Consider the following 24,672-nt stretch of genomic DNA (forward strand, 5'->3'; position numbering starts at 1 on the left):
GCACCGCACGGTGCGGGCCCCGGCCTGTGCGCACACGTTCTCCATGCGGGATGTGATCGAGGGGAGTCCCTACACATGGGGGCTGGACGGTTTTCGGTGCGGCGACGGATGGTAGGCCCTGGACCCCAGCACGATGCCGAGGAGAGCACCGCATGAGTGTCGCGCCCAGTGAATCCGTCGCCTTCAAACCCTTCGCCTCCGCTCCCGGCGAGGCGAGCACCGACCGGGTCTCGGCGATCCGGCTCTCCCTGGTGTACCTGCCGCTGCACGCGCCCATCAGCGACGCCAAGGTGCTGACCGGCAGGCAGAAGCCGCTCACCGAAGTGGCCTTCCTCTTCGCCGAGATCAGCACCGAGGGCGGCCATCAGGGGCTCGGCTTCAGCTACTCCAAGCGGGCGGGCGGGCCCGCGCTGTACGCCCATGCCCAGGAGGTCGCGCCCGAGCTGATCGGCGAGGACCCCAGCGACATCGCCCGGCTCTGGAACAAGCTGGTGTGGGCGGGCGCGTCCATGGGCCGCAGCGGGGCCGCCGTGCAGGCGGTCGCCGCGTTCGACATCGCGCTGTGGGACCTCAAGGCCCGGCGCGCGCGGCTGCCGCTGGCCAAGCTGCTGGGCGCGCACCGCGACGCGGTCAGCGTCTACAACACCTCCGGCGGTTTCCTCTCCACGCCCATCGAGCAGGTGCTGGAGAACATCGACCTGGCCCGCGCCCGGGGCGTCGCCGGGATCAAGCTCAAGGTCGGCTCGCCGGACCCGCGCGTGGACCTCGCCCGGGTGGAGACCGTACGGGAGCATCTGGGAGACGGCGTTCCGCTGATGGTGGACGCCAACCAGCAGTGGGACCGGACCACCGCCACCCGGGTCGGCCGGGTGCTGGAGAAGTTCGACCTGACGTGGATCGAGGAGCCGCTCGACGCGTACGACGCCGAGGGGCACGCGGCGCTCGCCGCCACCCTGGACACCCCCATAGCCACCGGCGAGATGCTGACCAGCGCGCATGAGCACGCGGCGCTGATCGAGGCGGGGTCCTCCGACTTCGTACAGCCCGACGCCCCGCGGGTCGGCGGCATCACCCCGTTCCTCCAGATCATGACGCTCGCCGACTACAAGGGCCGGGGCCTCGCCCCGCACTTCGTGATGGAGATCCACGCCCATCTCTCGGCGGCCTACCCGCGCACCGCGTGGGTCGAGCACTTCGAGTGGCTGGAGCCGCTGTTCAACGAGCGGATGGAGCTGCGCGACGGCCGCATGGTCATCCCCAACCGCGCCGGGCTCGGCCTCTCGCTCAGCGATCAGGCGGCGGCCTGGACGAAGGAGGCGGCGCGCTTCGGCGAAGGCGCCTGACGGCCGCTAATCGGTCTGCGCCGTGAAGGCCGCGTACGCGGGCTCGTCGAAGAGGACGAAGCGCACCTCTTCGACGGCCGTGTCCGCGGCGCGGACCGTCTCCACCGCGATCCGGGCGGCGTCGTCCATCGGCCAGCGGTAGACGCCGGTGGAGATCGCCGGGAACGCGACCGTCCGCGCGCCCAGTTCGTCGGCGACGCGCAGGGACTCGCGGTAGCAGGACGCCAGCAGGCCGGAGCGGTCCTCGGTGGCGGACCACACCGGGCCCACGGTGTGGATGACCCAGCGGGCGTCGAGCCGCCCCGCCGTCGTGGCCACGGCCCGGCCGGTGGGCAGCCCCTTGCCGTAGTGGGAGGCGCGCAGGTCGCGGCAGGCGGCGAGGATCTCGGGCCCGCCCCGCCGGTGGATCGCGCCGTCGACCCCTCCGCCGCCGAGGAGGGAGGAGTTCGCCGCGTTGACGATGGCGTCGACGTGCTGGGCGGTGATGTCGCCGTGGACGAGGGTGAGGGTGGTCATGGTTCCATCGTGGGCCATGGCCCCGGGCCGCCCCAGTTCAGACCGCGACGGCCAGCCCCGCCGCATGCGCCTCCAGGCGCTCGGCGGTGAGCTCGGTGGCCGCCGCGTCCTCGCGCGAGGTGGCGATGACCAGGGCCCAGCCCGCCAGGGTGTGGGCGCGCTGGTGGAGCGCGGCGACATGGGCCGGGTCGGCGCTGGCCGTGGTGGGGTCGGCGCGCAGCGGGGCGCGGCCGTCACGCAGCCGTGTGACCTGGTCGACCAGGCGCTCGGCGGCCTCGTCCAGCGCCGGGTCCGGGGTGAGGACGCGCAACTCGTCGGTCACGGTCAGCAGCGCGGTCAGATGTCCGGCGAGCCGAATGTCCAGTTCCTCCTCGCGGGAGCGGTGGGGGAAGTCGGGCTCGGGCTCGGCCATGGTGTGGACCGACTTGGTGCGGATCGGCTCGTACATGGATGGCCTCCAAACGTTCAGGAGGCCATCCTAACTTAGACACAGTCTAAAGTTGAGCCTTCTGTAGAAACTCGCTTCCGGTCGCTCAGGGCTGGCCGTAACCGTCGAGGAAGTTCCCGATCCGGGTCACCGCGTCGGCCAGGTCCTTCTTCGCCGGGAGCGTGACGATGCGGAAGTGGTCCGGCTCCGGCCAGTTGAAGCCCGTGCCGTGCACGATCATGATCTTCTCGGCCCGCAGCAGGTCGAGCACCATCTGCCGGTCGTCCTTGACCTTGTAGACCTTGGGGTCCAGCTTCGGGAACGCGTACAGCGCGCCCTTCGGCTTCACGCAGCTCACGCCCGGGATCTGGGTCAGCAGCTCATACGCGGTGTCGCGCTGCTCCAGCAGCCGACCGCCCGGGAGCACCAGGTCGTTGATCGACTGACGGCCGCCGAGGGCGGTGGCCACCGCGTGCTGTGCGGGCATGTTGGCGCACAGTCGCATGTTGGCGAGGATCGTCAGCCCCTCCAGATAGCTGGAGGCGTGGGCCTTGGGGCCGCAGACCGCGAGCCAGCCGCTGCGGTAGCCCGCGACGCGGTACGCCTTGGAGAGCCCGTTGAAGGTCAGCGTCAGCAGGTCCGGGGCGATGACGGCGGTCGGGGTGTGGGTGGCGCCGTCGTAGAGGATCTTGTCGTAGATCTCGTCGGAGCAGACGATCAGCTGGTGGCGGCGGGCGATGTCGGTGATGCCGCGCAGCACCTCTTCGCTGTAGACGGCGCCCGTCGGGTTGTTCGGGTTGATGATGACGATCGCCTTGGTGCGGTCGGTCACCTTGCGCTCGATGTCGGCGAGGTCCGGCAGCCAGTCCGCCTGCTCGTCGCAGCGGTAGTGGACGGCGGTGCCGCCGGCGAGCGAGACCGAGGCGGTCCACAGCGGATAGTCGGGGGAGGGGACGAGGACCTCGTCGCCGTCGTCCAGCATCCCCTGCATCGACATCTGGATCAGCTCGGAGACGCCGTTGCCGAGGAAGATGTCCTCGACGTCGAGGTGGATGCCCTGGGTCTGGTAGTGCTGCATCACCGCGCGCCGGGCGGAGAGCAGCCCCTTGGCGTCGCCGTAGCCGTGGGCGTCGCCGAGGTTGCGCAGCATGTCCTCGAGGATCTCCGGCGGGCAGTCGAACCCGAAGGTCGCCGGGTTGCCGGTGTTGAGCTTGAGAATGCGGTGACCCGCTGCCTCCAGTCGCATCGCCTCCTCGAGTACCGGGCCACGGATTTCGTAGCAGACGTTGGCGAGCTTCGTGGACTGGATCACCTGCATGTCGGCCACCTTACGGCGGAGTATCCGGCCGTGCTCGGTGTTTTTCGCCACGTGGACGGCGTGTGGACGGTGTGCGGGGGCGCTCCCGGGCCGTTCCGAGCGCATCGCGCCCCCTCCGCGCCGGTCGGTAACAAGTGGGTTACCCCCGTTAATTTCCGCGAACGAAGGGTTGGCCTGGGCGGAACCGCTGGCTATCGTTCACGCACCTCACCCAATCGTTCAGCTGAACGAATCTGAACGAATCGAGTCGGCGCGTGAGCCGAAGGGGCCTGGCCGAAGCGCCCCGGAGGCGAACCGAGCCCCGAAGCGAAGGTGCCCCCGTCCATGTCCGAGACCTCCCTCCGAACAGACCCCGGGGCGGCCGGGATACCGCGGCGGTCGGTGCTCGCCGCGGCGGCCGCGGGCGGCGGTGCCCTCGCCGGGTCCGCCCTGCTGACCGGCTGCTCGGGCGCCGCGTCCGCGTCCCCGACCGAGGCCGTGCCCACCCGCGGCCCGGCCGGGCGCCCCGACCGCGGCGGCACCCTGCGCATCGCCCGGCCGCCCGCCTCCGACGCCGAGACCCTGGACCCGGCGAGCGCGCTGTCCGCGTACGAATACCTCGGCGCCCTCTACAACCGGCTCGTCCGCGTCGACAAGGAGGGCAAGGTCGCCCCCGACCTCGCCGAGTCCTGGGAGCCCGACGCCAAGGCGAGCACCTGGACCTTCCGGCTCCGCCGCGGGGTCACCTTCCACGACGGCTCCGCCTTCACCTCCGCCGACGCCGCCTACACCCTGCGGCACATCCTCGACGCCGCCACCGCCTCCCCGCAGGGCCCGGTGCTGGCCCCGCTCGTGGACCCGAAGCGGCTGCGCACCCCGGATCCGCACACCCTCGTGATCCCGCTGAAGAGCCCGCACGCCGAGTTCCCCAGCCTGCTCACGCACTACAACTGCTACGTCGTCCCCGACGGCAGCGCCAAGTCCATCGGCCGCACCGGCATCGGCACGGGACCGTTCAAACTGGCCTCGTTCACCTCCGCCGGGCCCGGCCGGGTCGTGGCGTACGGGGACCACTGGGCCGGGCGCCCGGTGCTGGACGCCATCGACTTCTTCTCCGTCGCCGACATGCAGGCCCGGGCCAACGCCCTGCTCGCCGGGCAGGTCGACCTGCTCTCCCAGACGAACCTGGACTTCGCCACCGCCCGCGTCATCGCCGCCTCCAGCCGCGCCACCATCGCCCGGTCGAAGAACGCCCAGTGGTATGTGCTGCCGATGCTCACCACCGAGAAGCCGTTCACCGACGTACGGGTCCGGCAGGCCATGAAGCTCGCCTACGACCCCGAGCACATCCGGAAGGTCGCCCTCCAGGGTGCGGGCACGCTCGGCTGGGACAACCCCGTACCGCCGAACGACCCCACCCACATCGCCGCCCACCCCGCCCACGACCCCGAGCGGGCGCGCCAGCTGCTGAAGCGGGCCGGGCACGAGCGGCTGGCGGTGGACCTCTACACGTCCTCGTACGACCCGATCTTCACGCCCATGGCCCTCGCCTACCAGGAGTCCGCGGCCCGCGCCGGGATCCGGGTCCGGGTCAGGACCGCGGCGGCCGACTCGTACTACACCCAGATCTGGATGAAGAAGCCGCTCATGGCCACCTACTGGTACACCGGGCGCCCCGTCGACCAGCTGCTCAACCAGGTCTTCCGCAGCGGCTCCTCCTACAACGAGACCGCCTGGTCGGACAAGGAGTTCGACGCGCTCCTCGACCGGGCCCGCCGCGAGACCGACGAGGGCCGCCGCCGCGAGCTGTACGGGCAGGCGCAGACCCTGTTGATCGAACGGGGCGGGGCGATCACCCCGATGTTCGCCGACCGGCTCACCGGCATCTCCCGGAAGGTGCGCGGCTACGCCGAGCACGGCTTCGAGTTCGACTACCTCGGCATCGGCCTGAAGGGGGCGTGAGGAGCGTGCTCACCTTCATCGTCCGCCGCATCGTCGCCGCGTTCGGCACCCTGCTGCTGTCCTCCGTCATGGTCTTCCTGGCCGTCCAGGCGCTGCCCGGCGACGTCGCCACCCAGGTGCTCGGCAAGGACGCCACCCCCGACGCGGTCGCCGCGCTGCGCAAGCAGATGGGGCTCGACCAGCCCGCCTGGGAGCGCTACCTCGACTGGATCAAGGGCGCCCTGCACGGCGACTTCGGCACCTCGCTGGTCACCACCAAGCCAGTGGGCTCCGAAGTCGCCCAGTACCTCGGCAACTCCGCCCTCATCGCCGTCGTCACCGTCCTCTTCGCGGTCACCGGCTCGCTCGTCCTCGGCATCCTCGCCGGGCTCTACCGCGACCGCTGGCCCGACCACGTGATCTCCACGGTCAGCCTGGTCGGGATGTCCATCCCCGAGTTCGTCGTGGCCACCCTGCTGGTGCTCGCCTTCTCCGTCACCGTCCCCGTGCTGCCCGCCGTGGTGCTGTACGGGCCGGGGGCCGGGGTCGGGCAGCTGCTGCCCGCGGTGTGGCTGCCCGCCGCGTCGCTCGCCATCGTGATGGCCGCGTACATCGTGCGGATGGCCCGTACGTCGGTCATCGACGTCATGGCGAGCGAATACGTCACCACCGCCCGCCTCAAGGGCCTGTCCACCTGGCGCGTGGTCACCCGGCACGCGCTGCCCGGCGCCCTGCTGCCCACCCTCCATGTGATCGCGCTCAACGTGGCCTGGCTGATCGGCGGCGTCGCCGTCGTCGAGAACGTCTTCAACTACCCCGGCATCGGCAAGCTGCTGCTCACCTCCGTGCAGAACCGCGACCTGCCCGTCATCCAGGCCATCGCCCTCATCAGCGCCGTCGTCTACGTCGTCTGCAACCTCGCCGCCGACCTCGGCTCCATGGCCCTCAACCCCAAGCTCCGCACCCGAGGAGGGAGGATCCGATGAGCGCGCTGAAGACGCCTGCCGCGGCCCCCGTTCCCGCACCGTCCGCCCGGTCAGGGGCCGCCGGCTCCGCCGCCGCCCGCGCCTGGCGCACCGTACGCTCCTCCCGCCCCGCCGCCATCGGGCTCGCAATCGTCGCCGTCCACGTCGTGATCGCGCTGCTCGCCCCGCTGCTCACCCCGTACCACCCCACCGTCGGCGACGCCTCGCACGCGCTGCTCGGGCCCGGCGCCGACCACTGGGCGGGCACCGACCAGTACGGGCGCGACGTGCTGACCCGGGTGCTGTACGGCGGGCGGTACGCGCTCGGCGTCTCCGTCACCGCGACCCTCCTCACCATCGCGCTCGGCACCGTCCTCGGCTGCGCGGCCGCCCTGCGCGGCGGCTGGCTGGACGATGTGCTGATGCGGATCCTGGACGCGGTGCTGTCCATCCCCGCGATCCTCGTCCTGCTGGTCATCGTGACCGCGCTGGGCACCGGCTCCGGGGTCATCGTGCTGGCCATCGGCGTCATCTGCGTCCCCCAGGTGGTACGCGTCGTCCGCGGCGCCGCGCTCGCCGTCGTCCCCCAGGACTACGTGACCGCGGCACGCGCCCGCGGCGAGAGCACCTGGGCGATCCTGCGGCGCGAGGTGCTGCCCAACATCACCGACGTGGTGTGCGTCGAATTCGCCATGCGCGCCTCCTGGGTCGTGCTGCTGATCTCCTCGCTGTCCTTCCTCGGCTTCGGCGCCGACCCGCCCACCCCCGACTGGGGCCTCATGGTCTCCGAGAACCGCACCGCCATCACCGTCGTGCCGATGGCCAGCCTCGCGCCCATCATCGCCCTCGCCACCCTCGTCGTCGGGCTCAACCTCGCCGCCGACGGCCTGTCCAAGGCGTGGGGCGTCGACCGCATCCGGGAGGGCTCCTGATGAGCGCCATCGTCTCCGTGGCGGGCCTGGGCGTCGCCTACCGGTCCGGCGGGCGGGAGATCCCCGTCGTCCACGATGTCGGTTTCGAGCTGCTTCCCGGCCGGACCCTCGCCCTCGTCGGCGAGTCCGGCAGCGGCAAGTCCACCGTCGCCGCCACCCTGCTGGGCCATCTGCGGTACGGCTCGCGGCTCACGGGCGGCACGGTGCGCGTCGACGGGCAGGACGTCTTCGCGCTCCCCGCGCGCGAACTGCGGCGGCTGCGCGGCGGCACGGTCGCGATGATCGCCCAGAACGCGGGCCAGGCCCTCACCCCCTCCATGCGCATCGGGCGGCAGATCGCCGAGGCGGGCGGCGACGTGCCCGTCACCGACCTCCTCGAACAGGTCCGGCTGCCGCGCCCCGCCGAACTCGCCCGCCGCTACCCGCACGAACTCTCCGGCGGGCAGCAGCAGCGCGTCGCCATCGCCATGGCCATCGCCACCCGCCCCAAGGTCCTGGTGTTGGACGAGCCCACCACCGGACTCGACGTCCTCACCCAGCGCTCCGTCCTGGACCTCGTCCGCTCCCTGCGCGACGAACTCGGCCTCGCCGCCGTCCTCGTCAGCCACGACCTGGGCGTCGTGGCGCGGATGGCCGACGAGGTGTGCGTCTGCGAAGCGGACCGTCTTCGCCGGCCGACCCGTACACCCGCCGCCTGCTCGCCAGCGTTCCCCGGCTGACGGACACCGGGCTCGCCCTCGTCGGCGAGGACGGGACGCGGGAGGTGCGTCCGAAGCGGACCGTGCCGGACGATGCGGTTCCGTCTGTTGATGTGCGGGACGTGACGATCGACTACGGCTCGTCCCGTGCCGTCGATGGTGTCTCCTTCCAGGTGCGGCGGGGTGAGGTGCTGGCCCTGGTCGGCGAGTCCGGCAGCGGAAAGTCCACCCTCGCGTGGGCCCTGGCCGGACTGCGGGGCCTCTCGGGCGGGGCGATGACCCACGAGGCCGGTGGCCAGGCCGGTGACGGGGCCGGTGACCTGGGCGCGAGCGCGCGGCGGCGGCCGCTTGCGCTCCGGCGCAAGATCCAGCTCGTCTTCCAGAACGCCGATACGTCGCTCAACCCGCGGCGTTCGGTGGGTGACGCGGTGCGGCGGCCCCTGCGGTTCTTCGGTGCCGCGGCTTCCCGTGATGAGGCCGCCGAGCGGGCTCGCCGCCTCATCACCGACGTCCGCCTCGACCCCGACTTCGCCGACCGGCTCCCCGCGCAGCTCTCCGGCGGCCAGCGGCAGCGCATCGGCATCGCGCGGGCGCTGGCCGGTGAGCCGGATGTCCTCATCGCGGATGAGATCACCACGGCGCTGGATGTGTCCGTACAGGCCGATGTGCTGCGCCTGCTCGATGATCTGCGGCGGGAGCGGGACGTGGCCTGCCTCTTCATCAGCCACGACCTGGCGGTGGTGCGGGGGATCGCCGATCGGGTGGTGGTGCTGCGGCACGGGGTGGTGGTGGAGGAGGGGCCGACGGACGCGGTCTTTGCCGCCCCCGGTCACCCTTATACGCGGCAGCTGATGGCCGCCGCGCTGGAGCCCGACCCGGATGCGGTGTCCCCTGCCGGGGCGGCCGACGACTGGGCCGATGCCGCGGAGCCGGGTGCGGTCTGGGACGACGTGGGCGACGCCCACCGGGTGCGGCGCTGGCGGTCCGCGGATGGTTAGCCCCCACCCCGCCCCTTCCCGAAACCGGGGCGCAGCCCCGGACCCCAGGCCCCGGCGTTGCCCCTTGAGCTTTCGTCGCCGCGCGCGGGCCGGTGGCCGGGTTGTGCCCACCCGTTCCGCCCTGCGGAACGATTGCCCACAACATGGCGCACATCCGCCCCGCCGCGGGAGCGGGGTCCGGGGCGGAGCCCCGGTTCGGGAAGGGGCGGGTGGGGAATGGGGCGCCGTTGCGGGTGAGCCCCAGCCTGTCGCCGCAACCATCAATTGAGGAACCCCGACGGTGAGAACCCGGTCCGCGAGAGCGGCGCCGGTTTAGGCGCAAAAAAGGGAGTGACGTGAGGTACCGCGAGACGTTCGACCGTGAGGTGCGGGTCGAGGACGTATGGATTCCGACCCGCGACGGAACGCGGCTGCACGCGCGCGTCTGGCGGCCGACGGACGCGGAGACCGCCCCCGTACCCGCCCTGCTGGAATACCTCCCGTACCGCAAGAGCGACTGGACCGCGCCCCGCGACGCGCAGCGTCACCCCTGGTACGCCGGGCACGGCTACGCCTCCGTACGGGTCGACCTGCGCGGCAGCGGCGACTCCGAGGGCGTGATGCGCGACGAGTACGACGAGACCGAGCTGGCGGACGGCGTGGACGTCGTCAACTGGCTGGCCGCGCAGCCCTGGTGCACCGGCAAGGTGGGGATGTTCGGGATCTCCTGGGGCGGGTTCAACGCGCTCCAGATCGCCGCCCTGCGCCCCGAGCCGCTGAAGGCGATCGTCACGGTGTGCTCCGCGGACGACCGTTACGACAACGACGTCCACTACATCGGCGGCGCCGTCCTCGGCATCGACATGCTCGCCTGGGCGGGCACGATGCTGGCGTTCACCGCGCGCCCCCCGCACCCCACCTCCGTCGGCGAGGACCGCTGGCTGCCGATGTGGCGGGAGCGGCTCGACGCGCTGGAGCCGTATCTGCACACCTGGCTCGCGCACCAGGAGCGGGACGCGTACTGGCGGCACGGCAGCGTGTGCGAGGACTACGCGGCGGTCGACGCCGCCGTGCTCGCGGTCGGCGGCTGGGCCGATCCGTACCGGGACACCGTGCTGCGCCTGGTGGAGCACCTCGACGCGCCCGTACGCGGGCTGATCGGCCCCTGGTCGCACCAGTACCCGGACCGGGGGCTGCCGCCGGGTCCGGCGATCGGGTTCCTCCAGGAGACGCTGCGCTGGTGGGACCACTGGCTGAAGGGCGAGGAGACGGGGGCCATGGACGAGCCGCTGCTCCGGGCGTGGATCAACGATCCGGTGCCGCCCGCCACCTCGTACGACACGATGCCCGGCCGCTGGGTCGGCGACGACGCCTGGCCCGCCCCGTCCGTGACCTGGGACGAACGTCCACTGGGAGGCGACGAGCCGGTGATCGTGCGGTCGCCGCTGCACACCGGGCTCGACGCGGGCCGCTACTTCCCCTTCGGCAACGCCACCGATCTGCCGCCGGACCAGCGCGAGGAGGACGGCCGCTCGCGCTGCTTCGACTCGGCGCCGCTGGACGAGCGGGTGGAGATCCTGGGCCGCCCCCGCGTACGGCTGCGGCTCGACAGCGCGACCCGGCGCGCCCATGTGATCGCGCGCGTCTGCGACGTGGCGCCCGACGGCTCGTCCACCCTCGTCACCCGCGGGGTGCTCAACCTGATGTCCCGGCACGGCCGGGAGAAGGCCGTGGAGTGGGAGCCGGGGCGTTACGAGGACGTCGAGTTCGAGCTGAACGGGACCGGCTACGCCTTCCCGCCCGGGCACCGCATCCGGGTCGCGGTCTCCGACGCGTACTGGCCGTGGGTCTGGCCGCACGGCGAGCGGGGACAGCTCACCGTACGGCCCGCGGAGAGCGCGCTGCTGCTGCCCGTACGGGACCCGGGCGCGGACGCCGCGCGCCCGCCGATCACCTTCGAGGAGCCCGAACAGGCCCCGCCGCTCGCCGTGACCGTGGACGCGCCCGCCGAGCCCCGCCCCGAACGGACCGTCACCCACGACGTCGCCGCGGGGGAGTGGGTGCTGGACGTGGATCCCAACTACGGCGGTTCGCGCACCTATCCGGACGGGCTGCGGTACGAGGAGAGCGCCCGCGAGACGTACCGCATCCGCGCCGAGGACCCGCTGTCCGCCGTGGCAAGCTCGCGGTGGACCATCCGGCTGCGGCGCGACGGCTGGGACGCGGAGATCCGTACCACGACCGAACTGCGCGCCACGGCGGAGGAATTCATCATGGACAGCAGCGTCGAAGCACGGGCGAACGGAGAGACAGTGGCCAACCGCGTATGGCAGCACAGCATCCCGAGGACGTCCGCGTGACGTCCTCGCCCGAACGCCGCCCCGCCCGCCGCGCCGTCGCCGCCTCGGCCCGCACCCGACAGCCGACCGAGGTACGGCGCCGACTGATCGTGGAGGCCGCCGTTCCGCTCATCGCGGAGCGGGGCACCGCGGGGGTCGGGGTGCGCGAGGTCGCCGCCGCGGCGGGGGTCTCCGTCGGCACCGTCACGTACCACTTCGAGAGCGTGCAGGAAGTCCTCTCCGAGGCGATGGTCCTGCACATCGAGCGCTACTACGCCGCCCTCACCGAGGCCGCCGACCGCGCCACCAGCGGCGCGGAGGGCCTGCGGCTGCTCATCGACGCGCTCTTCACGGACGACACGGACCGGCACTGGCGGATGTGGTTCGACTACTGGAACGCGGGCGAGCGCGACCAGACGTTCGCGCGCGGGGCGGCCGAGCGGTACGAGAGCTGGCACGGCGAGATCCGGTCGCTGGTGGAGCGGGGCTGCGCCGAGGGCGACTTCCGCTGCGACGACCCGGCGGACTTCTCTCTCCGCTTCTCCGCGCTGGCGGATGGGCTGGCGTTGCGGCGGCTGCGGCAGGTCCCGGCGCTGAGCGTCGAGGACGCGCGTCGGCACCTGCGGCGGTTCGTGGACGCGGAGCTGCGGGGGTGAGCGGCGGTCTCATGAAGCTGACGGCGATCACGCTCGACTGCGCCGATCCGGAGGCGCTGGCCGCGTTCTACCGGCGCGCCACGGGGCTCGAGCTGCACCCCGCGAGCAACCGGGACTTCGCCGCCCTCACCCGTCAGGGCGGTCAGGGCGGGCCCGTCCTCGGCTTCCAGCGGGTGGATGACTACCGGGCCCCGCGCTGGCCCGCCCAGACCGTGCCCCAGCAACTCCACCTCGACTTCGAGGTCGACGACCTCGACGAGGCCGAGGCCCTGCTGCTGGAGCTGGGCGCGACGAAGCCGGAGCAGCAGCCGGGTGGGGACAGGTGGCGGGTCTTCACCGACCCGGCCGGGCACCCCTTCTGCCTGCTCCCGAGTCAACGTCACGAAGCGCCGTGACGGGTGTCGATGACGCAGAAGCGGTTGCCGTCCGGGTCCGCGAGCACCACGAAGTCGGCGTCGTCGGGGTAGAGGTCCCAGTCGACGCGCTGGGCGCCCAGGGACACCAGCCGCTCGACCTCCGCCGCTTGATCGGCCGCGTCACCGGCGTACAGGTCCAGATGAATCCGTGGATGCTCCTGGACCGGCGTCTCGCTGAGGCCGAGTGACAGCTGGACCCCGGCTCCTCGGGTCGGGACCAGCACGACCCAGTCGGGTTCGATCTCCTCGCGGGGGACGTAGCCCAGGGCCTCCATCCAGAACGCGGCCGCCCGGGGCACGTCCGCGACACCCAGCACGACGGATCCGATGCTCAGCATGCGTCAATCCTTCCCGGACGTGGCGCGGCGCACGGCGCGCCCCGCCAGGGTGTCCGTGCGGCGGCCGTCCTCGATGACGAAGCGGCCGTCGATGAGGACGTGCGGGATGCCGAGCGGGAGCGTGCGCGGGTTCTCGAAGGTGGAGCCCGCCGCCACCGTGTCCGGGTCGAAGAGGACGAGGTCCGCGCGGTAGCCCTCGCGGATCAGGCCGCGGTCGGGGAGGCGGAGGCGGGCCGCGGGGCGGCCGGTGAGGTGGGCGACGCACTCCTCCAGCGACAGGACGCCCAGGTCGCGGACGTAACGTCCCAGGTACTGGGGGAAGGTGCCGTACGCCCGGGGGTGGGGCTTCGCGCCGTGCAGGATGCCGTCGCTGCCGCCCGTGTGGACGGGGTGCTTCATGATCGCCTGGACGTTCTCCTCGTGGCCGACGTGCTGGAGGATCGTCGGGCCGAGCCGGTCGTCGAGGAGCAGGCGGCGGGCGGTGGCCCACGGCTCCTCGCCGCGCTCGCGGGCGCTCGCGGCAACCGTCTTGCCGACGTGGCTGCCGAGGGCCGGATCGTTCACCCCCGAGATCTCGATCGTGTCCCAGTCGATCGGCACGCCGTGGCAGCCGTCCGCCCCCTCGACCTCCACGACACGGCGGATGCGCTCCGCCGTCGTGTCGTCGCGCAGCCGCGCGAGGATCGCGTCGGGGCCGCCCTCGGCGGCCCAGCTGGGCAGCATCGCGGCGAGGGTGGTGCAGCCGGGGAGGTAGGGGTAGGTGTCGAGGGTGATGTCGGCGCCGTCGGCGAGCGCGGAGTCGAGCAGCGCGAGGAGTTCGGGGGCGCGGCCCTTGTTGACGCCGAAGTTCATGGTGGCGTGGGCGAGGTGGAGCGCGCAGCCCGCGTCGCGGGTGAGGGCCACCATCTCCTCGTACGCGCGCAGGGCGCCCGCGCCGTAGGAGCGGTGGTGCGGGCAGTAGTAGCCGCCGTACGCCGCCACGACCCGGCACAGCTCGGTGAGTTCGGAGTCGGTGGCGTACATGCCGGGCGTGTAGGTGAGCCCGGAGGACAGCCCGACGGCGCCCTGCTCCAGCCCCTCCGTCACCAGCTGCTTCATCCGGGCGATCTCGGCGGGCGTCGCGTCCCGGTCCTCCCAGCCGAGGGCGAGCATGCGGACGGTGCCCTGGGGGATGAGGTACGCGGCGTTGACGGCGATGCCCCGGCCGTCGAAGCCGTGGTCGAGCCGGTCCAGGTACTCGCCGACGGTGCGCCAGGTGAAGTCGATGTCGGAGCCGTCGCCGTTCCAGCCGGTGATGGCGGTACGGATCTGGGCGAGGGTGCGGTCGTCGACGGGCGCGTACGACAGGCCGTCCTGGCCGATGACTTCGAGGGTGACGCCCTGGGCGGCCTTCGCCGAGTGTTCGGGGTCGCGGAGCAGCGCGAGGTCGCTGTGCGCGTGCATGTCGATGAAGCCGGGGGAGAGGGCGAGGCCGTCGGCGTCCACGGTGCGGCGGGCGCTGGGCCGCGGGCCGCCGCCCTCGCGCACGACGGCGGCGATCCGCCCGCCGTCCACGGCCACGTCGGCCCGGCAGGCGGCACCGCCGGTGCCGTCGATGACGCGCGCGTCGCGGATGACGAGGTCCATGCGGTGCTCCTTCTGCCGGTTCGCGCCTGCGGCGCGCTGTCATCCCACCCACCCGCCCTTCGTTGTGTGGGGCCCTACGGGCCCCACACCCCGGCAACCCCCGCCGGGGGCTCGCCCCCCGGCATCGCCCCGGGGCGGGCCTCGCCCCACTGCGGCGGGGGCCGGGCGCAGGCCCGGGGAGGGCGGGTGGGTGGGTCAGAAGAACGTGCGGATGTAGTCCGTGACCGTCCCGTCCGCCTCCGCCAGGGGGATCAGCTGCCACTTGTCGAAGCTGGTGCAGGGGTGGGAGAGGCCGAGGGCGACCCAGTCGCCGACTTCCAGTTGTGCGCCCTCGGCGACCGTGACCCAGGCGTGCTGGTCGGAGAGGCCGGTGACGACGAGGCCGTGGGCGGGGCGGAGGGAGCCGTCGTGGGCGGAGCGGACGAGTTGGGGTTCGGGCAGGTGGAGGTCGTACGCGGCGTCCCGCTTGCCCGCGTTGAGGAAGGCCTGGCCGGGTTCGGGGCTGGAGACGACCTGGGCCCAGAGCCGGAAGGCGGGCTGGAGCTCGCCCTCCTCCGGGATGCGGTTGAAGGGGGTGATGTGCCGGTAGTGGCCGTCGTCGTGGGAGACGTACGCGCCCGAGCGCAGCAGCTTCAGCACGGGCCGGGAGAGCGCGGGCAGTTCGGCGAAGACATCGGCGACCGCGTCGAACCAGGCGCTGCCGCCCGCGCTGACGACGATCTCGTCCACGCCCGCGAAGCGGCCCGCCGCGTCGAAGTCGGCGGCGAGGGCGGTGAGGCGGCGCAGCCAGGCCCGTACCCGCTCGCCGTCCGCCTTCGGCACCTCGCCCTCGTAGCCCGCGACGCCGACCAGCCGCAGCGTCCCGGCGGCGGCGACCGCGTCGGCGACCGTGGCGCACTCGGCCTCGGTGCGGACCCCGGTGCGGGCGCCGTCGCCCGCGCCCAGCTCGACCACGACGTCGACGGGCCGCCCGGCCCCGGCCCGGCGCAGGGCCGCGTCCATGAGTTCGACGCCGCGTACGGAGTCCACGTAACAGACGAAGCGGAAGCCGGGGTCGGCGTCGAGTTCGGCGGCGAGCCACTCCAGGGCGGCGGCGTCGACGACCTCGTTGGCGAGGAAGATCCGCTGGATGCCGAAGGCCCGGTAGATCCGTACGTGGGAGGGGACGGCGGCGGTGATGCCCCAGGCGCCGTGGGCGAGCTGGCGCTCGAAGAGCTGCGGGGCCATGGAGGTCTTGCCGTGCGGGGCGAAGGCCAGGCCGTGGGCGGCGGAGTAGCGCTCCATGGCGAGGAGGTTGTGTTCCAGGGCCTCGGCGGACAGGGCCAGTACGGGGGTGGTGAAGCCACCGGTGAACAGGTTGCGGCGTTCGGCGGCCAGCTCGGCAAGCGTACGGCCCTCGGCGTCCGGCGGCAGCCCCTTGAAGCGGTGGTCGGCGCGCTCCTGCGCGAGCCGGGCGACGGCGGGGTGCGTGGCGGCGTGCTCGCGGTGGTCGGTGGCCATGGAGGCGCCTCCCGTACATTTCTGGTTGCAGTATCTGCAACGTTCATTGCGTATAACGCTTAGCGCTGTTTAACATCCGCCCAAGCACCGGGTCAACGGTGTGTGCCATGCCCCCACGCGCAAGGAGCGAATCCGATCGTGCCTCCAGCCCCGAGTGTCGACGTCGTGTGCCTCGGCGAGTCGATGGTGACCTTCGTGCCGTCCACGCCGGGACGGCTCGCGGAGGTGCCCGCGTTCGCGCGGGGGATCGGCGGGGCCGAGTCCAACGTGGCGTGCGGGCTTGCGGGCGCCGGGCACGACGTGCGCTGGATCAGCCGGGTCGGCACGGACGGCTTCGGCGAGCATCTGCTGACGGAGATCGCGGCGGCCGGGGTGGACGTCAGCGGCGTCCAGCGCGATCCGCGCCGCCCCACCGGCATTTACTTCCGTACGGCGGGCGAGCGGGCCGTGGAGTCCGAGCCGTCCACAGAAGACGACGGCGAGCAGCCGCTCGCCGAGGTCCTCTACTACCGCGCCGGATCCGCCGCCGCGGCCATGTCCCCGGCGCTCATGCCGCGCGAACAGACCTGGTCCGGCCGGATCCTCCACCTCACCGGCATCACCGCCGCCCTCTCCGCCGACTGCCTCGCACTGATGCGCGAGCTGACCACCCGCGCCCCCGGCCGCCCGCTGGTCTCCTTCGACCTCAACTACCGCGTCTCGCTGTGGGAGGATCCCGCCCCGGACGAGGGACCGTCCGTGCTGCTCGACCTCGCCCGCGGCTGCGACCTGGTCTTCGTCGGCGAGGACGAGGCGGAGGCCGCCTGGGGCATACGCGGCGGCGCGGCGGCGATCCGCGAGGCCCTGCCCGAGCCGGACGTGCTGGTGGTCAAGCAGGGCGCCGCCGGGGCCACCGCGTACGCCCGCGGGGCGGACGGGGCCGACACCGTCACCTTCGCGCCCGCCCTGCGCGTGGACGTCGTGGCCCCGGTCGGCGCGGGCGACGCCTTCGCCGCGGGCTTCCTCTCCGGCACCCTGCGCGGGCTGCCGATCGCACAGCGGCTGCGCCACGGCCATCTGATGGCGGCGGCCGTCCTCACCGTCCCCGGCGACCTCTGCACCCCGCCGTCCCGCGCGTACGCCGACCGACTGGTGACACTGGACGCCGCCGAGTGGGGGACACTGCGATTCGGCCCCGGCTGGGCAAACCCGGCGCAATCGGGGTCCGATACCGCGGTGGTGGAGGTAACCGACCCATGAGCCAGACCGTCGACCGAGCATTGAGCATCCTGCCCCTGCTGGCGGAGGGACCCGCCAACCTGGAGCAGGTCGCCTCGCGGCTCGGCGTGCACAAGTCGACCGCGCTGCGGCTGCTGCGCACGCTGCACGAACACGGCATGGTCTACCGCCAGCGGGACCAGCGCTACCGGCTGGGCGCCCGCCTCTTCGCGCTCGCGCAGGAGGCGGTGGAGAACCTCGACGTACGGGAGATCGCCCACCCCCATCTGGTCGCGCTCAACGAGCGGTGCGGACACACCGTGCACCTCGCGGTGTACGAGGAGAACGAGGTCCTCTACATCGACAAGGTGGAGAGCCGCTACCCGGTGCGGATGTACTCGCGGATCGGCAAGCCCGTCGCGATCACGGTCGCCGCCGTCGCCAAGCTGCTGCTGGCCGACCTGCCGGAGCCCGAGCGGCGGGCGCTGGCCGAACGGCTCCCGTACCCGGCGTACACGGCCCGCTCCACCCCCAACGCCACCGCGTTCCTGAAGGAGCTGGAGACCGTACGGGAACAGGGCTGGGCCACCGACCTCGGCGGCCACGAGGAGTCGATCAACTGCGTCGGTGCGCCGATCCGGGGAGCGGACGGCCGGGTCGTCGCCGCGTGCTCGGTGTCGGCGCCGAACGTCGTCGTCACCGCGGACGAACTGCTCACCCTGCTCCCGGCGGTGCGCCGCACCGCGGAGGACATCAGCCGGGAGTACTCGGGCGGCGCCCCGGCCCGGCCGTCCGACGGACGAGGAACAGCCGAGGCACCGCCTGAAGTTACTCCCGAAGCAACACCCCCAGTAACACCCGAGAAGAGAGCCGAGGATTCCTCCTCATGACCGAGAAGCTCCAGAAGACCGCGATCACCCCGGCCACCCACACCGCGCCGCCGGCCAAGTTCTCGCACGGCGTCAAGAAGGGGAACATCCTCCAGGTCGCCGGTCAGGTCGGCTTCGGCCCCGCGGTCCCCGGCCAGGCCCCCGCCCCGGTCGGGCCGACCCTGCGCGAGCAGACCCTCCAGACGCTGCGCAACGTGCAGTCCGTGCTGGAAGAGGGCGGGGCGAGCTGGGAGGACGTGGTGATGATCCGCGTCTACCTCACCGACACCGGTCACTTCGCCGAGTTCAACGAGATCTACAACGAGTTCTTCGCGGACCTGAAGGAGGCCCCGGCGGCCCGTACGACGATCTACGTCGGGCTCCCCGCCGGGCTGCTCGTCGAGATCGACGCCCTCGCCGTCCTCGGCTGACGCGCACCCTCCCCCGAACCCCCGCGGCGGGCGGGGTCTCGAACCCCCGCCCGCCCCGGGATCCCCCCACATCCAGGACCAGACCCCTGATCACCCGCGCCCAGATCACATGCCCCGCGCGCGGCCCCCCGCCGTGCGGCGATACCCCCTACCCACTTTCCGGAGTCCCCCATGCTGCTCGCAGCCGCCCCCGCTGCCGAGACCCCACCCCACACCGGTGGTCTGCTCGCGATCATCCCCGGCACCGCCGGTCTGCTGACCGTCGCCGCCCTGGGTATCGCCCTCCTGCTCTACCTGATCATCAAGGTCCGGCTCCAGCCCTTCGTGGCGCTGCTCGGCGTCTCCATAGCCGTCGGCCTGGCCGCCGGGCTCTCGGTCACCGAACTCTTCGGCACCGTCCAGAAGTCCGACGCCGTCTCGCTGATCGAATCCGGCATGGGCGGCATCCTCGGCCACATCGCGATCATCATCGGCCTGGGCACCATGCTCGGAGCGATCCTGGAGGTCTCCGGCGGCGCCGAGGCGCTCAGCTCCCGGCTGCTCGGCCTCTTCGGGGAGAAGCGGGCGCCGCTCGCCATGGGGCTGACCGGCCTGATCTTCGGCATACCCGTCTTCTTCGACGTCGGCATCTTCGTCCTCGCGCCGATCGTCTACGCGGCCACCAAGCGCAGCGGCAAGTCGATCGTGCTGTACGCGATGCCGATGCTGGCCGGGCTCTCCATGACCCACGCCTTCCTGCCCCCGCACCCCGGCCCGGTCGCCGCGGCCGGACTGCTCCACGTCGACCTCGGCTGGGTCATCCTGATGGGCATCCTCGTCGGCATCCCGTCCGTGCTCGCCGCGTGGGCGTACGCCGCCTGGATCGGCAACCGCCTCTTCGTCCCCGTACCGCAGGACATGGTCGAGGCGGCGGAGGAGTCCCGGGAGGCGGTCGAGGCCGAACAGCGGGCCGCGGGCACCGGGGCCGCGGAGCGGCCGGTGGCGGTGAGCACGGTCCTCGCCATCATCGGTACGCCGCTGATCCTCATCCTCTGCGCGACGTTCTCCTCCATCGCGCTGGACCCGAGCACCGGGCGCTCGGTCATCGAGTTCTTCGGCCACCCCTTCGTGGCGCTGACGATTGCCCTGTTCCTCGCGTACTACCTGCTGGGCATCCGCCGCGGCTGGTCCCGCACGTCCCTGGAGACCGTCTCCACCGCCTCGCTCAAGCCGGTCGGCAACATCATCCTGGTCGTCGGCGCGGGCGGGGTCTTCGGCGCCGTCCTCAAGGGCAGCGGCGTCGCCCAGGCCCTCGCGGACGCCTTCGACAGCGCGGGCCTGCCGGTCATCCTGCTGTCCTGGCTGATCTCCGTGGTGCTGCGGGTCGCCCAGGGCTCGGCGACCGTCGCCATCGTCACCACCGCGGGCATCGTCTCCCCGATGCTGGCCTCGGGCGACTACTCACAGGCCCATCTGGCGCTGGTCATCATGGCGATCTCGGCGGGCTCGATCTTCGCCTCGCACGTCAACGACGGCGGTTTCTGGATGGTGGCGAAGTACTTCGGGATCTCCGAGCGGGACACGCTGAAGTCGTGGACCGTCCTGGAGTCGGTGCTGTCGGTGGCGGGCTTCGTGGTGGCGGGCCTGCTGAGCCTGGTGATCTAGCCCCCAACCGGGGGGGGCGTGCCCCGGGGGCCGCAGGGACCCCGGGGCACGGTCCGTCGGCGTCAGCTCGTCGCGCAGTACTGCGCTTCCTTGCCGATCGACCGGTACATGCAGTCCGCGTTCTCCAGCAGCTGGAGCACCGCGTCCTTGTTACGGCTCGTCTCGCGCTCGATCACCTCGTCCGGCGGGTAGAAGCCGCCCGCACCGCTCGACGCCGGGTACATCTCGAACGTGTACGCGAACACCTTCTGACTGCCCCACAGCCAGTCGTCGATCGTCCCGTCCGTGATGTAGAGGTCGCTCGACTGCTCGGGGGTGTAGCCGTTGCTCGCCGCCATCTTCCTTCCGATCGCGGCGAACGCGTCGTGGTCGTCCTGGGTCATCCCGGTCGCGGTGTCGCTGTACGTCCAGCCGAACGGCCACAGCACCAGCTCGCTGTAGGTGTGGAAGTCGATGGCGGCCTTGAGCTGCTGCTTGCCGCCGACGACCCGGCTGCGCGCGAAGTCCGCGACGACCTTCACCTCGGGGGCCGACTCGGCCTTGGCGCCGCGGTAGGTCTCGGAGCCCGCGGAACCGGAGGAGCCGCCGCAGCAGCCCCACTTGTAGTCCCAGTTGCGGTTGAGGTCGGTGCCGACGGAGGAGGAGCCGGAGTTGGGCTGCCGGTTCTTGCGCCAGCTGCGGTAGCGGCCGGTCGCGATGTCGTACTCGCCGCCGTCCGGGTTGAGGTCCGGGACGATCCAGATCTCGCGGCCCTTGACGATGTCGGTGATGCGGGAGTCGGTGCCGTAGCCGTCGGTCAGCTGGTGCAGCAGATACAGCGCCATCTCCACGGTGAGGTGCTCACGCGCGTGCTGGTGGTGGGTGAACAGCACCTCGGGCTCGGCCTCGTCCGTGGCCACGTTGTCGCTGATCTTCAGGGCGACGATGTTCCGACCCTCGTACGACTTTCCGATGACGCGCTTGCTGAGAAGGGCGGGGTACTTGGCTACGGCCGCGTCGATCTCGGCGTTCATCTCGGCGTAGTTGTGGTACTTCGAATCCGCCGAGGGGAAGTCGAACGGCGCGGCGGCCCGGCCCTTGCCGCGGTCGGCCGGACCGGGCAGCTCGGTGAGCCGGTAGCCGAGCGCGCGCAACTTCTTGACCTGCGCGGAGTCGGCGGTGACGACGACGGAGCGGGCGTCCGTCTCGTCGATGGAGACGCCGGTGGCTGCGACCGTGGAGCGCTCGGCGGCGGTGGCCGGGCCCGCGACCTCGTACTGGCGCACGTTCTCATCGTCGGCGCCCGGGTGGGACGCCGGGTCGGCCGCCGCATCGGCCGAGGTGGCGCGCCCCGGGGCCGGATCGTCGGCCTGGGCCGCGATCGGTGCGGCGAGGGCGAGGGACAGCAGGGCGGCGAGGGCGGTGACCCGTCTGCCGCGGGTGCGAAGTCGCATAACTGCTCCTGGGGGGTGAGAGGCGAGCGACTGCTGCGCCAGTGTTCGGCCATGCGCATGACATGGTCAAGGGAGGGAAATGGTCGAAGCCGAAGGAACTTCTCATCGAGGGAAGGAACCCCCCTGTGAACAGACCTCTCGTCGGCGCGCTCTCGGCCCTCTTACTGGGCGGCGCGACCCTCGTGGGCGCCGGTGCCGCCCCGGCGGCCGCCGCCTCCTCCCACCCCCGGGCCGCGCAGGCGGTCGACTTCGCCGGAACGGTCGCGCTCAGCAACTGCTCCGGCTCGGTCGTACGGACCGCGAAGTCCGCCGACACCGACCCCGCGCTCGTCCTCTCCAACGGGCACTGCCTGGAGAGCGGCTTCCCGAGCGCGGGAGAGGTGATCGTCGGCCAGTCGTCGAGCCGCAGCTTCACCCTGCTGAACAGCTCCGGCGGGAGCGCGGGCACGGTACGGGCGAGCAAGATCGCGTACGCGACCATGACCGACACCGACGTCTCGCTGTACCAACTGACCTCGACGTACGCACAAATACAGCAGAGGTACGGCATCAAGGCCCTGCAACTGTCCGAGAGTCGCCCGGCCCAGGGCACCAGCATCAAGGTGGTCTCCGGCTACTGGAAGAGGATCTACTCCTGCAATATCGACGGATTCGCATACCGTCTTAAGGAGGGCGAGTGGACCTGGAAGGACTCGGTCCGCTACACCTCCGCCTGTAACACGATTGGCGGAACGTCCGGTTCACCCGTCGTCGACGCCACGACCGGCACGGTCCTGGCCGTGAACAACACGGGCAACGAGGACGGGGCGCGCTGCACCCTCAACAACCCGTGCGAGGTCGACGAGAGCGGGGCGGTGACGGTCCGCCAGGGCATCAACTACGCCCAGCAGACCTACGGGATCACCAAGTGCGTGACCACCGGAAACAAGATCGACCTCAGCCTGGCCGGATGCGCGCTGCCCAAGCCGTGACCTAGGGCCGGCCCCACCGCGGTCCGGGGGCGGGCGCCAGTGCGCCCCCGGACCGTGACGCGCCGTCCGTGCAGCGGCACGGCTTCCTGCCCTCGCGCCGTCGTCCCCCTGGAGCGGAAGGTGGCGGTCACCGGCTTCTCGCAGGGTGCCTCGGCCGCGCTCGGGCTGGCCCGCTCGCTCCAGGCGGGCGAGGACCGCTGGTTCCGGCTGGGTGCGCTGGCGCCGATTGCGACCAAGGTGGTCCAGACCAATATGGTTGTCAAGTCCATGGCATATAAGTGCTGGTCGCGGGCTACACCTCGCGCACCCGTCCGGGGAGGCGGCAGCCGCACAGGGAGCCCGCACAGACCAGGAGGGTGTAACTCAGAGGAACTGTTCTCTCACGCGGCTTTCGTGGATAAAGTGACGATGCACCAGCCAGGGGCAGTTAACGACCTGCGGCCGCCGCCGCTCGGCGAGGACGTGAGACGGGGTAGCCGACGTGCCCACCGCGATAGCAGTCACCAGCCGTGAGCTGGTGCTTCCACCGCCCGACGGGCAGACCCCGTCGGCCGTAGTGCTCCGCCCGCCGGAGGAGCAGTCGCTGGACGACGCGCTCGCCGAGGTCGGGGCGCTCCTGGAGTACCAGGGCTATCTGGTGGCGCTCTATCCCGCCGCCACCCCGCCGCCCTTCATCCGCAGGCTGCACACCGTGCGCTCCGTCCTGGAGAGCGACCGGATGGCGCTGTGTCCGCTCGAACTGCCGCCGCTGGCCGTCGCCGTCATCGCCCGTCAGCTGCGCCGGCTGTCCATGTCCGACTTCAGTCCGGGCGTGCTGGCCTGTTCCGCCCGGCTGCTGGCGCACTACGTGCACGCGGGCGCGCTGCTCGGCAGCGTCGCCCGGCTGGACCGGGTGCCGGTGAGCCTCACCTCGCACGTCAAGTCCTGGATGCCGGGCGCCCAGTTCGCGGTGCTCGCGCACCCCGAGCCGCAGCTGGTCAAGGTGGGCGGGGGCGGTGCGCTGCCCGGGCCCGCGTACGCCACCCACATGACCGTCGCGCGCGGCCAGCTCACCAGCCACGGCCATGGGACGGCCCCGCGCGACGACTGGGTCACCGGGGCGCTGGCGCCCTCCTGGGGCGTCGGGGACGTCCAGGAGGTGCCGCTGCCCGCCGCGTCGGCGCGCTGGTGGGGCACCCCGAAGCTGATCGAGTTCGCGGCGGCCATCCCGGACCTCTCCGTGCTCTACCAGCTCGTGGCGTCCGTACGGAGAGAGGAGTGCCACTGGTGCGGCTTCGAACTCATCGGGGACCGCTGCGCGTTCTGCTCCTGTCCGGTGCCGCGCGGCGATGAGATTCCCGCCCTGACCCAGTCCGCCGAGCGTCCCGCCCTGACCAGCCGGTAAACGTCCCACTCACGAGGTTGTCCGTCCATGAATTCTCGCCAGCGCCGCGGAGTCATCCTGCTGGTCCTGTCGGTCCTGTGCGCCGGTGGCGCGTTCGCCGGAGTGCTCTCCGTCGTCAACGACGTGGAGTCCAAGGTCGGCCCCGAGACGACCGCGTACAAGCTGAAGGGGAACATCGAGGCGTACCAGGCCCTGGACGCGGGGGACTTCGAGAAGGTGTCGATGCCCGAGCGCTGGGTGCCCTCCACCGCCGTCACCGATCTCTCCGAGGTGCGCGGCAGGATAGCCGCGACCAAGCTCAGCCAGGGGTCGCTGCTCCAGACGGACATGATCGCCAACCGGCCCGCGCTGAAGGCCGGACAGCAGGAGATCGCCATCATGATCGACGCCGCGACGGGCGTCGCGGGCAAGATCACCCCCGGTGCGAAGGTCAACATCTACGCCACCTTCGAGGGCAAGGCGCAGGGCGAGGCGTCGGTCTCCAAGCTGATCGTCGACGACGCGGAGGTCATCGACGTCGGCAAGCTGTCCGCGCTGAAGCCGGACGAGGACGACGAACGACGCGTCGACCAGGCCGTGCCGATCACCTTCGCGCTCGACACCAAGGACGCGCAGCGCGTCGCGTACGCCGAGTCCTTCGCCTCCCACGTACGGCTGGCCCTGATCGGCCCCGGCGCGGACGCCCCCGTCTCGCCGCGCGACCGCACCTACACCCTCGACGGCGACAAATGACCCGTGTGACTGCGCCCGTGACTGACGGAGAAGAGTGAGG

23 protein-coding genes are annotated in these 24,672 nt (G+C 72.0%); 16 read left to right on the forward strand and 7 right to left on the reverse strand.

What is annotated here, in order from left to right; genetic code table 11:
- Positions 1-152: 152 nt before the first annotated feature.
- Positions 153-1,343 carry a mandelate racemase/muconate lactonizing enzyme family protein gene (locus HYQ63_RS27095; protein WP_179936505.1) on the forward strand — a complete coding sequence of 397 codons (1,191 nt, stop codon included), beginning with the start codon at positions 153-155 and terminating at the stop codon, positions 1,341-1,343.
- A gap of 6 nt (positions 1,344-1,349) precedes the next feature.
- Here the strand turns inward: HYQ63_RS27095 and HYQ63_RS27100 are convergent, their stop codons facing one another.
- The 3 genes from HYQ63_RS27100 to HYQ63_RS27110 all read right to left on the reverse strand — a co-directional run bounded on the left by HYQ63_RS27100 (position 1,350) and on the right by HYQ63_RS27110 (position 3,604).
- Entirely contained in the window at positions 1,350-1,859 is a 510-nt protein-coding gene (locus HYQ63_RS27100; protein WP_179936506.1) for an O-acetyl-ADP-ribose deacetylase, read from the reverse strand.
- 37 nt (positions 1,860-1,896) lie between these two features.
- A complete protein-coding gene (locus HYQ63_RS27105) occupies positions 1,897-2,307 on the reverse strand; it encodes a hypothetical protein (protein WP_179936507.1) in 411 nt (136 codons plus the stop codon).
- An 85-nt stretch (positions 2,308-2,392) separates the two neighbouring features.
- Positions 2,393-3,604: a pyridoxal phosphate-dependent aminotransferase gene (locus tag HYQ63_RS27110; RefSeq protein ID WP_179940548.1), complete on the reverse strand. Its 1,212-nt coding sequence runs from the start codon at positions 3,602-3,604 to the stop codon at positions 2,393-2,395.
- Positions 3,605-3,928: 324 nt separating this feature from the next.
- Between HYQ63_RS27110 and HYQ63_RS27115 the strand changes: the two genes are divergently transcribed.
- From HYQ63_RS27115 to HYQ63_RS27145, 8 genes are all read left to right on the forward strand, one after another.
- Entirely contained in the window at positions 3,929-5,545 is a 1,617-nt protein-coding gene (locus HYQ63_RS27115) for an ABC transporter substrate-binding protein (protein ID WP_179936508.1), read from the forward strand.
- Between the two features lie 5 nt (positions 5,546-5,550).
- A complete protein-coding gene (locus HYQ63_RS27120; protein ID WP_179940550.1) occupies positions 5,551-6,510 on the forward strand; it encodes an ABC transporter permease in 960 nt (319 codons plus the stop codon).
- The gene (locus HYQ63_RS27125) at positions 6,507-7,421 is read left to right on the forward strand and encodes an ABC transporter permease (RefSeq protein WP_179936509.1); all 915 of its coding nucleotides are present in this window, start codon (positions 6,507-6,509) and stop codon (positions 7,419-7,421) included. Before HYQ63_RS27120 ends, HYQ63_RS27125 begins: the two co-directional genes overlap by 4 nt.
- A complete protein-coding gene (locus HYQ63_RS44910) occupies positions 7,421-8,140 on the forward strand; it encodes an ABC transporter ATP-binding protein (protein ID WP_257232170.1) in 720 nt (239 codons plus the stop codon). The genes HYQ63_RS27125 and HYQ63_RS44910 overlap by 1 nt, the downstream gene beginning before the upstream one ends.
- On the forward strand, positions 8,065-9,117 hold the full coding sequence (locus HYQ63_RS44915; RefSeq protein WP_306664841.1) for an ABC transporter ATP-binding protein: 1,053 nt from the start codon (positions 8,065-8,067) through the stop codon (positions 9,115-9,117). The genes HYQ63_RS44910 and HYQ63_RS44915 overlap by 76 nt, the downstream gene beginning before the upstream one ends.
- Positions 9,118-9,452: 335 nt before the next feature.
- Positions 9,453-11,456: a CocE/NonD family hydrolase gene (locus tag HYQ63_RS27135; protein ID WP_179936510.1), complete on the forward strand. Its 2,004-nt coding sequence runs from the start codon at positions 9,453-9,455 to the stop codon at positions 11,454-11,456.
- Entirely contained in the window at positions 11,423-12,091 is a 669-nt protein-coding gene (locus HYQ63_RS27140; protein ID WP_179936511.1) for a TetR/AcrR family transcriptional regulator, read from the forward strand. The genes HYQ63_RS27135 and HYQ63_RS27140 overlap by 34 nt, the downstream gene beginning before the upstream one ends.
- A gap of 11 nt (positions 12,092-12,102) precedes the next feature.
- Positions 12,103-12,486 carry a VOC family protein gene (locus HYQ63_RS27145; protein WP_179940552.1) on the forward strand — a complete coding sequence of 128 codons (384 nt, stop codon included), beginning with the start codon at positions 12,103-12,105 and terminating at the stop codon, positions 12,484-12,486.
- Here the strand turns inward: HYQ63_RS27145 and HYQ63_RS27150 are convergent.
- The 3 genes from HYQ63_RS27150 to HYQ63_RS27160 all read right to left on the reverse strand — a co-directional run bounded on the left by HYQ63_RS27150 (position 12,471) and on the right by HYQ63_RS27160 (position 15,971).
- Positions 12,471-12,845 (reverse strand): VOC family protein, encoded by a 375-nt coding sequence (locus tag HYQ63_RS27150; RefSeq protein ID WP_179936512.1) that lies wholly within the window; start codon positions 12,843-12,845, stop codon positions 12,471-12,473. The genes HYQ63_RS27145 and HYQ63_RS27150 overlap by 16 nt on opposite strands.
- Positions 12,846-12,848: 3 nt before the next feature.
- Complete coding sequence (locus HYQ63_RS27155; RefSeq protein ID WP_179936513.1) at positions 12,849-14,471, reverse strand: amidohydrolase family protein; 1,623 nt, start codon at positions 14,469-14,471, stop codon at positions 12,849-12,851.
- A gap of 195 nt (positions 14,472-14,666) precedes the next feature.
- On the reverse strand, positions 14,667-15,971 hold the full coding sequence (locus HYQ63_RS27160; RefSeq protein WP_179936514.1) for an alanine racemase: 1,305 nt from the start codon (positions 15,969-15,971) through the stop codon (positions 14,667-14,669).
- 138 nt (positions 15,972-16,109) lie between these two features.
- Between HYQ63_RS27160 and HYQ63_RS27165 the strand changes: the two genes are divergently transcribed.
- The 4 genes from HYQ63_RS27165 to HYQ63_RS27180 all read left to right on the forward strand — a co-directional run bounded on the left by HYQ63_RS27165 (position 16,110) and on the right by HYQ63_RS27180 (position 20,112).
- Positions 16,110-17,210: a sugar kinase gene (locus HYQ63_RS27165; RefSeq protein WP_179936515.1), complete on the forward strand. Its 1,101-nt coding sequence runs from the start codon at positions 16,110-16,112 to the stop codon at positions 17,208-17,210.
- Positions 17,207-18,058, forward strand: a complete 852-nt coding sequence (locus tag HYQ63_RS27170; protein ID WP_179936516.1) for an IclR family transcriptional regulator — start codon at positions 17,207-17,209, stop codon at positions 18,056-18,058. The genes HYQ63_RS27165 and HYQ63_RS27170 overlap by 4 nt, the downstream gene beginning before the upstream one ends.
- Positions 18,055-18,468 carry a RidA family protein gene (locus tag HYQ63_RS27175; RefSeq protein WP_179936517.1) on the forward strand — a complete coding sequence of 138 codons (414 nt, stop codon included), beginning with the start codon at positions 18,055-18,057 and terminating at the stop codon, positions 18,466-18,468. Before HYQ63_RS27170 ends, HYQ63_RS27175 begins: the two co-directional genes overlap by 4 nt.
- A 171-nt stretch (positions 18,469-18,639) precedes the next feature.
- On the forward strand, positions 18,640-20,112 hold the full coding sequence (locus HYQ63_RS27180; protein WP_179936518.1) for a GntP family permease: 1,473 nt from the start codon (positions 18,640-18,642) through the stop codon (positions 20,110-20,112).
- A 62-nt stretch (positions 20,113-20,174) separates the two neighbouring features.
- Here HYQ63_RS27180 and HYQ63_RS27185 read toward each other — a convergent pair whose 3' ends face one another.
- On the reverse strand, positions 20,175-21,545 hold the full coding sequence (locus HYQ63_RS27185) for a M14 family metallopeptidase (RefSeq protein WP_179936519.1): 1,371 nt from the start codon (positions 21,543-21,545) through the stop codon (positions 20,175-20,177).
- A gap of 125 nt (positions 21,546-21,670) precedes the next feature.
- On the opposite strand from HYQ63_RS27185, the gene HYQ63_RS27190 reads away from it, so the two are divergent.
- From HYQ63_RS27190 to cpaB, 3 genes are all read left to right on the forward strand, one after another.
- Positions 21,671-22,516: a serine protease gene (locus tag HYQ63_RS27190; RefSeq protein ID WP_179936520.1), complete on the forward strand. Its 846-nt coding sequence runs from the start codon at positions 21,671-21,673 to the stop codon at positions 22,514-22,516.
- A 481-nt stretch (positions 22,517-22,997) separates the two neighbouring features.
- Positions 22,998-23,900 carry a hypothetical protein gene (locus tag HYQ63_RS27195; protein WP_179936521.1) on the forward strand — a complete coding sequence of 301 codons (903 nt, stop codon included), beginning with the start codon at positions 22,998-23,000 and terminating at the stop codon, positions 23,898-23,900.
- Positions 23,901-23,927: 27 nt separating this feature from the next.
- Positions 23,928-24,632, forward strand: coding sequence for a Flp pilus assembly protein CpaB (cpaB, locus tag HYQ63_RS27200; protein ID WP_179936522.1), 705 nt, complete (start codon positions 23,928-23,930; stop codon positions 24,630-24,632).
- The last annotated feature ends 40 nt before the right edge of the window (positions 24,633-24,672 follow it).

Source organism: Streptomyces sp. Rer75, assembly GCF_013414305.1.
GTDB classification, from domain to species: domain Bacteria; phylum Actinomycetota; class Actinomycetes; order Streptomycetales; family Streptomycetaceae; genus Streptomyces; species Streptomyces himastatinicus.

Excerpts from the sequence above, each read along its gene's own strand:
- HYQ63_RS27095 (WP_179936505.1), top strand. The coding sequence starts at position 153 with ATGAGTGTCGCGCCCAGTGAATCCGTCGCCTTCAAACCCTTCGCCTCC.
- HYQ63_RS27100 (WP_179936506.1), bottom strand. The coding sequence starts at position 1,859 with ATGACCACCCTCACCCTCGTCCACGGCGACATCACCGCCCAGCACGTC.
- HYQ63_RS27105 (WP_179936507.1), bottom strand. The coding sequence starts at position 2,307 with ATGTACGAGCCGATCCGCACCAAGTCGGTCCACACCATGGCCGAGCCC.
- HYQ63_RS27110 (WP_179940548.1), bottom strand. The coding sequence starts at position 3,604 with ATGCAGGTGATCCAGTCCACGAAGCTCGCCAACGTCTGCTACGAAATC.
- HYQ63_RS27115 (WP_179936508.1), top strand. The coding sequence starts at position 3,929 with ATGTCCGAGACCTCCCTCCGAACAGACCCCGGGGCGGCCGGGATACCG.
- HYQ63_RS27125 (WP_179936509.1), top strand. The coding sequence starts at position 6,507 with ATGAGCGCGCTGAAGACGCCTGCCGCGGCCCCCGTTCCCGCACCGTCC.
- HYQ63_RS44910 (WP_257232170.1), top strand. The coding sequence starts at position 7,421 with ATGAGCGCCATCGTCTCCGTGGCGGGCCTGGGCGTCGCCTACCGGTCC.
- HYQ63_RS27140 (WP_179936511.1), top strand. The coding sequence starts at position 11,423 with ATGGCAGCACAGCATCCCGAGGACGTCCGCGTGACGTCCTCGCCCGAA.
- HYQ63_RS27145 (WP_179940552.1), top strand. The coding sequence starts at position 12,103 with ATGAAGCTGACGGCGATCACGCTCGACTGCGCCGATCCGGAGGCGCTG.
- HYQ63_RS27150 (WP_179936512.1), bottom strand. The coding sequence starts at position 12,845 with ATGCTGAGCATCGGATCCGTCGTGCTGGGTGTCGCGGACGTGCCCCGG.
- HYQ63_RS27155 (WP_179936513.1), bottom strand. The coding sequence starts at position 14,471 with ATGGACCTCGTCATCCGCGACGCGCGCGTCATCGACGGCACCGGCGGT.
- HYQ63_RS27160 (WP_179936514.1), bottom strand. The coding sequence starts at position 15,971 with ATGGCCACCGACCACCGCGAGCACGCCGCCACGCACCCCGCCGTCGCC.
- HYQ63_RS27170 (WP_179936516.1), top strand. The coding sequence starts at position 17,207 with ATGAGCCAGACCGTCGACCGAGCATTGAGCATCCTGCCCCTGCTGGCG.
- HYQ63_RS27175 (WP_179936517.1), top strand. The coding sequence starts at position 18,055 with ATGACCGAGAAGCTCCAGAAGACCGCGATCACCCCGGCCACCCACACC.
- HYQ63_RS27180 (WP_179936518.1), top strand. The coding sequence starts at position 18,640 with ATGCTGCTCGCAGCCGCCCCCGCTGCCGAGACCCCACCCCACACCGGT.
- HYQ63_RS27185 (WP_179936519.1), bottom strand. The coding sequence starts at position 21,545 with ATGCGACTTCGCACCCGCGGCAGACGGGTCACCGCCCTCGCCGCCCTG.
- cpaB (WP_179936522.1), top strand. The coding sequence starts at position 23,928 with ATGAATTCTCGCCAGCGCCGCGGAGTCATCCTGCTGGTCCTGTCGGTC.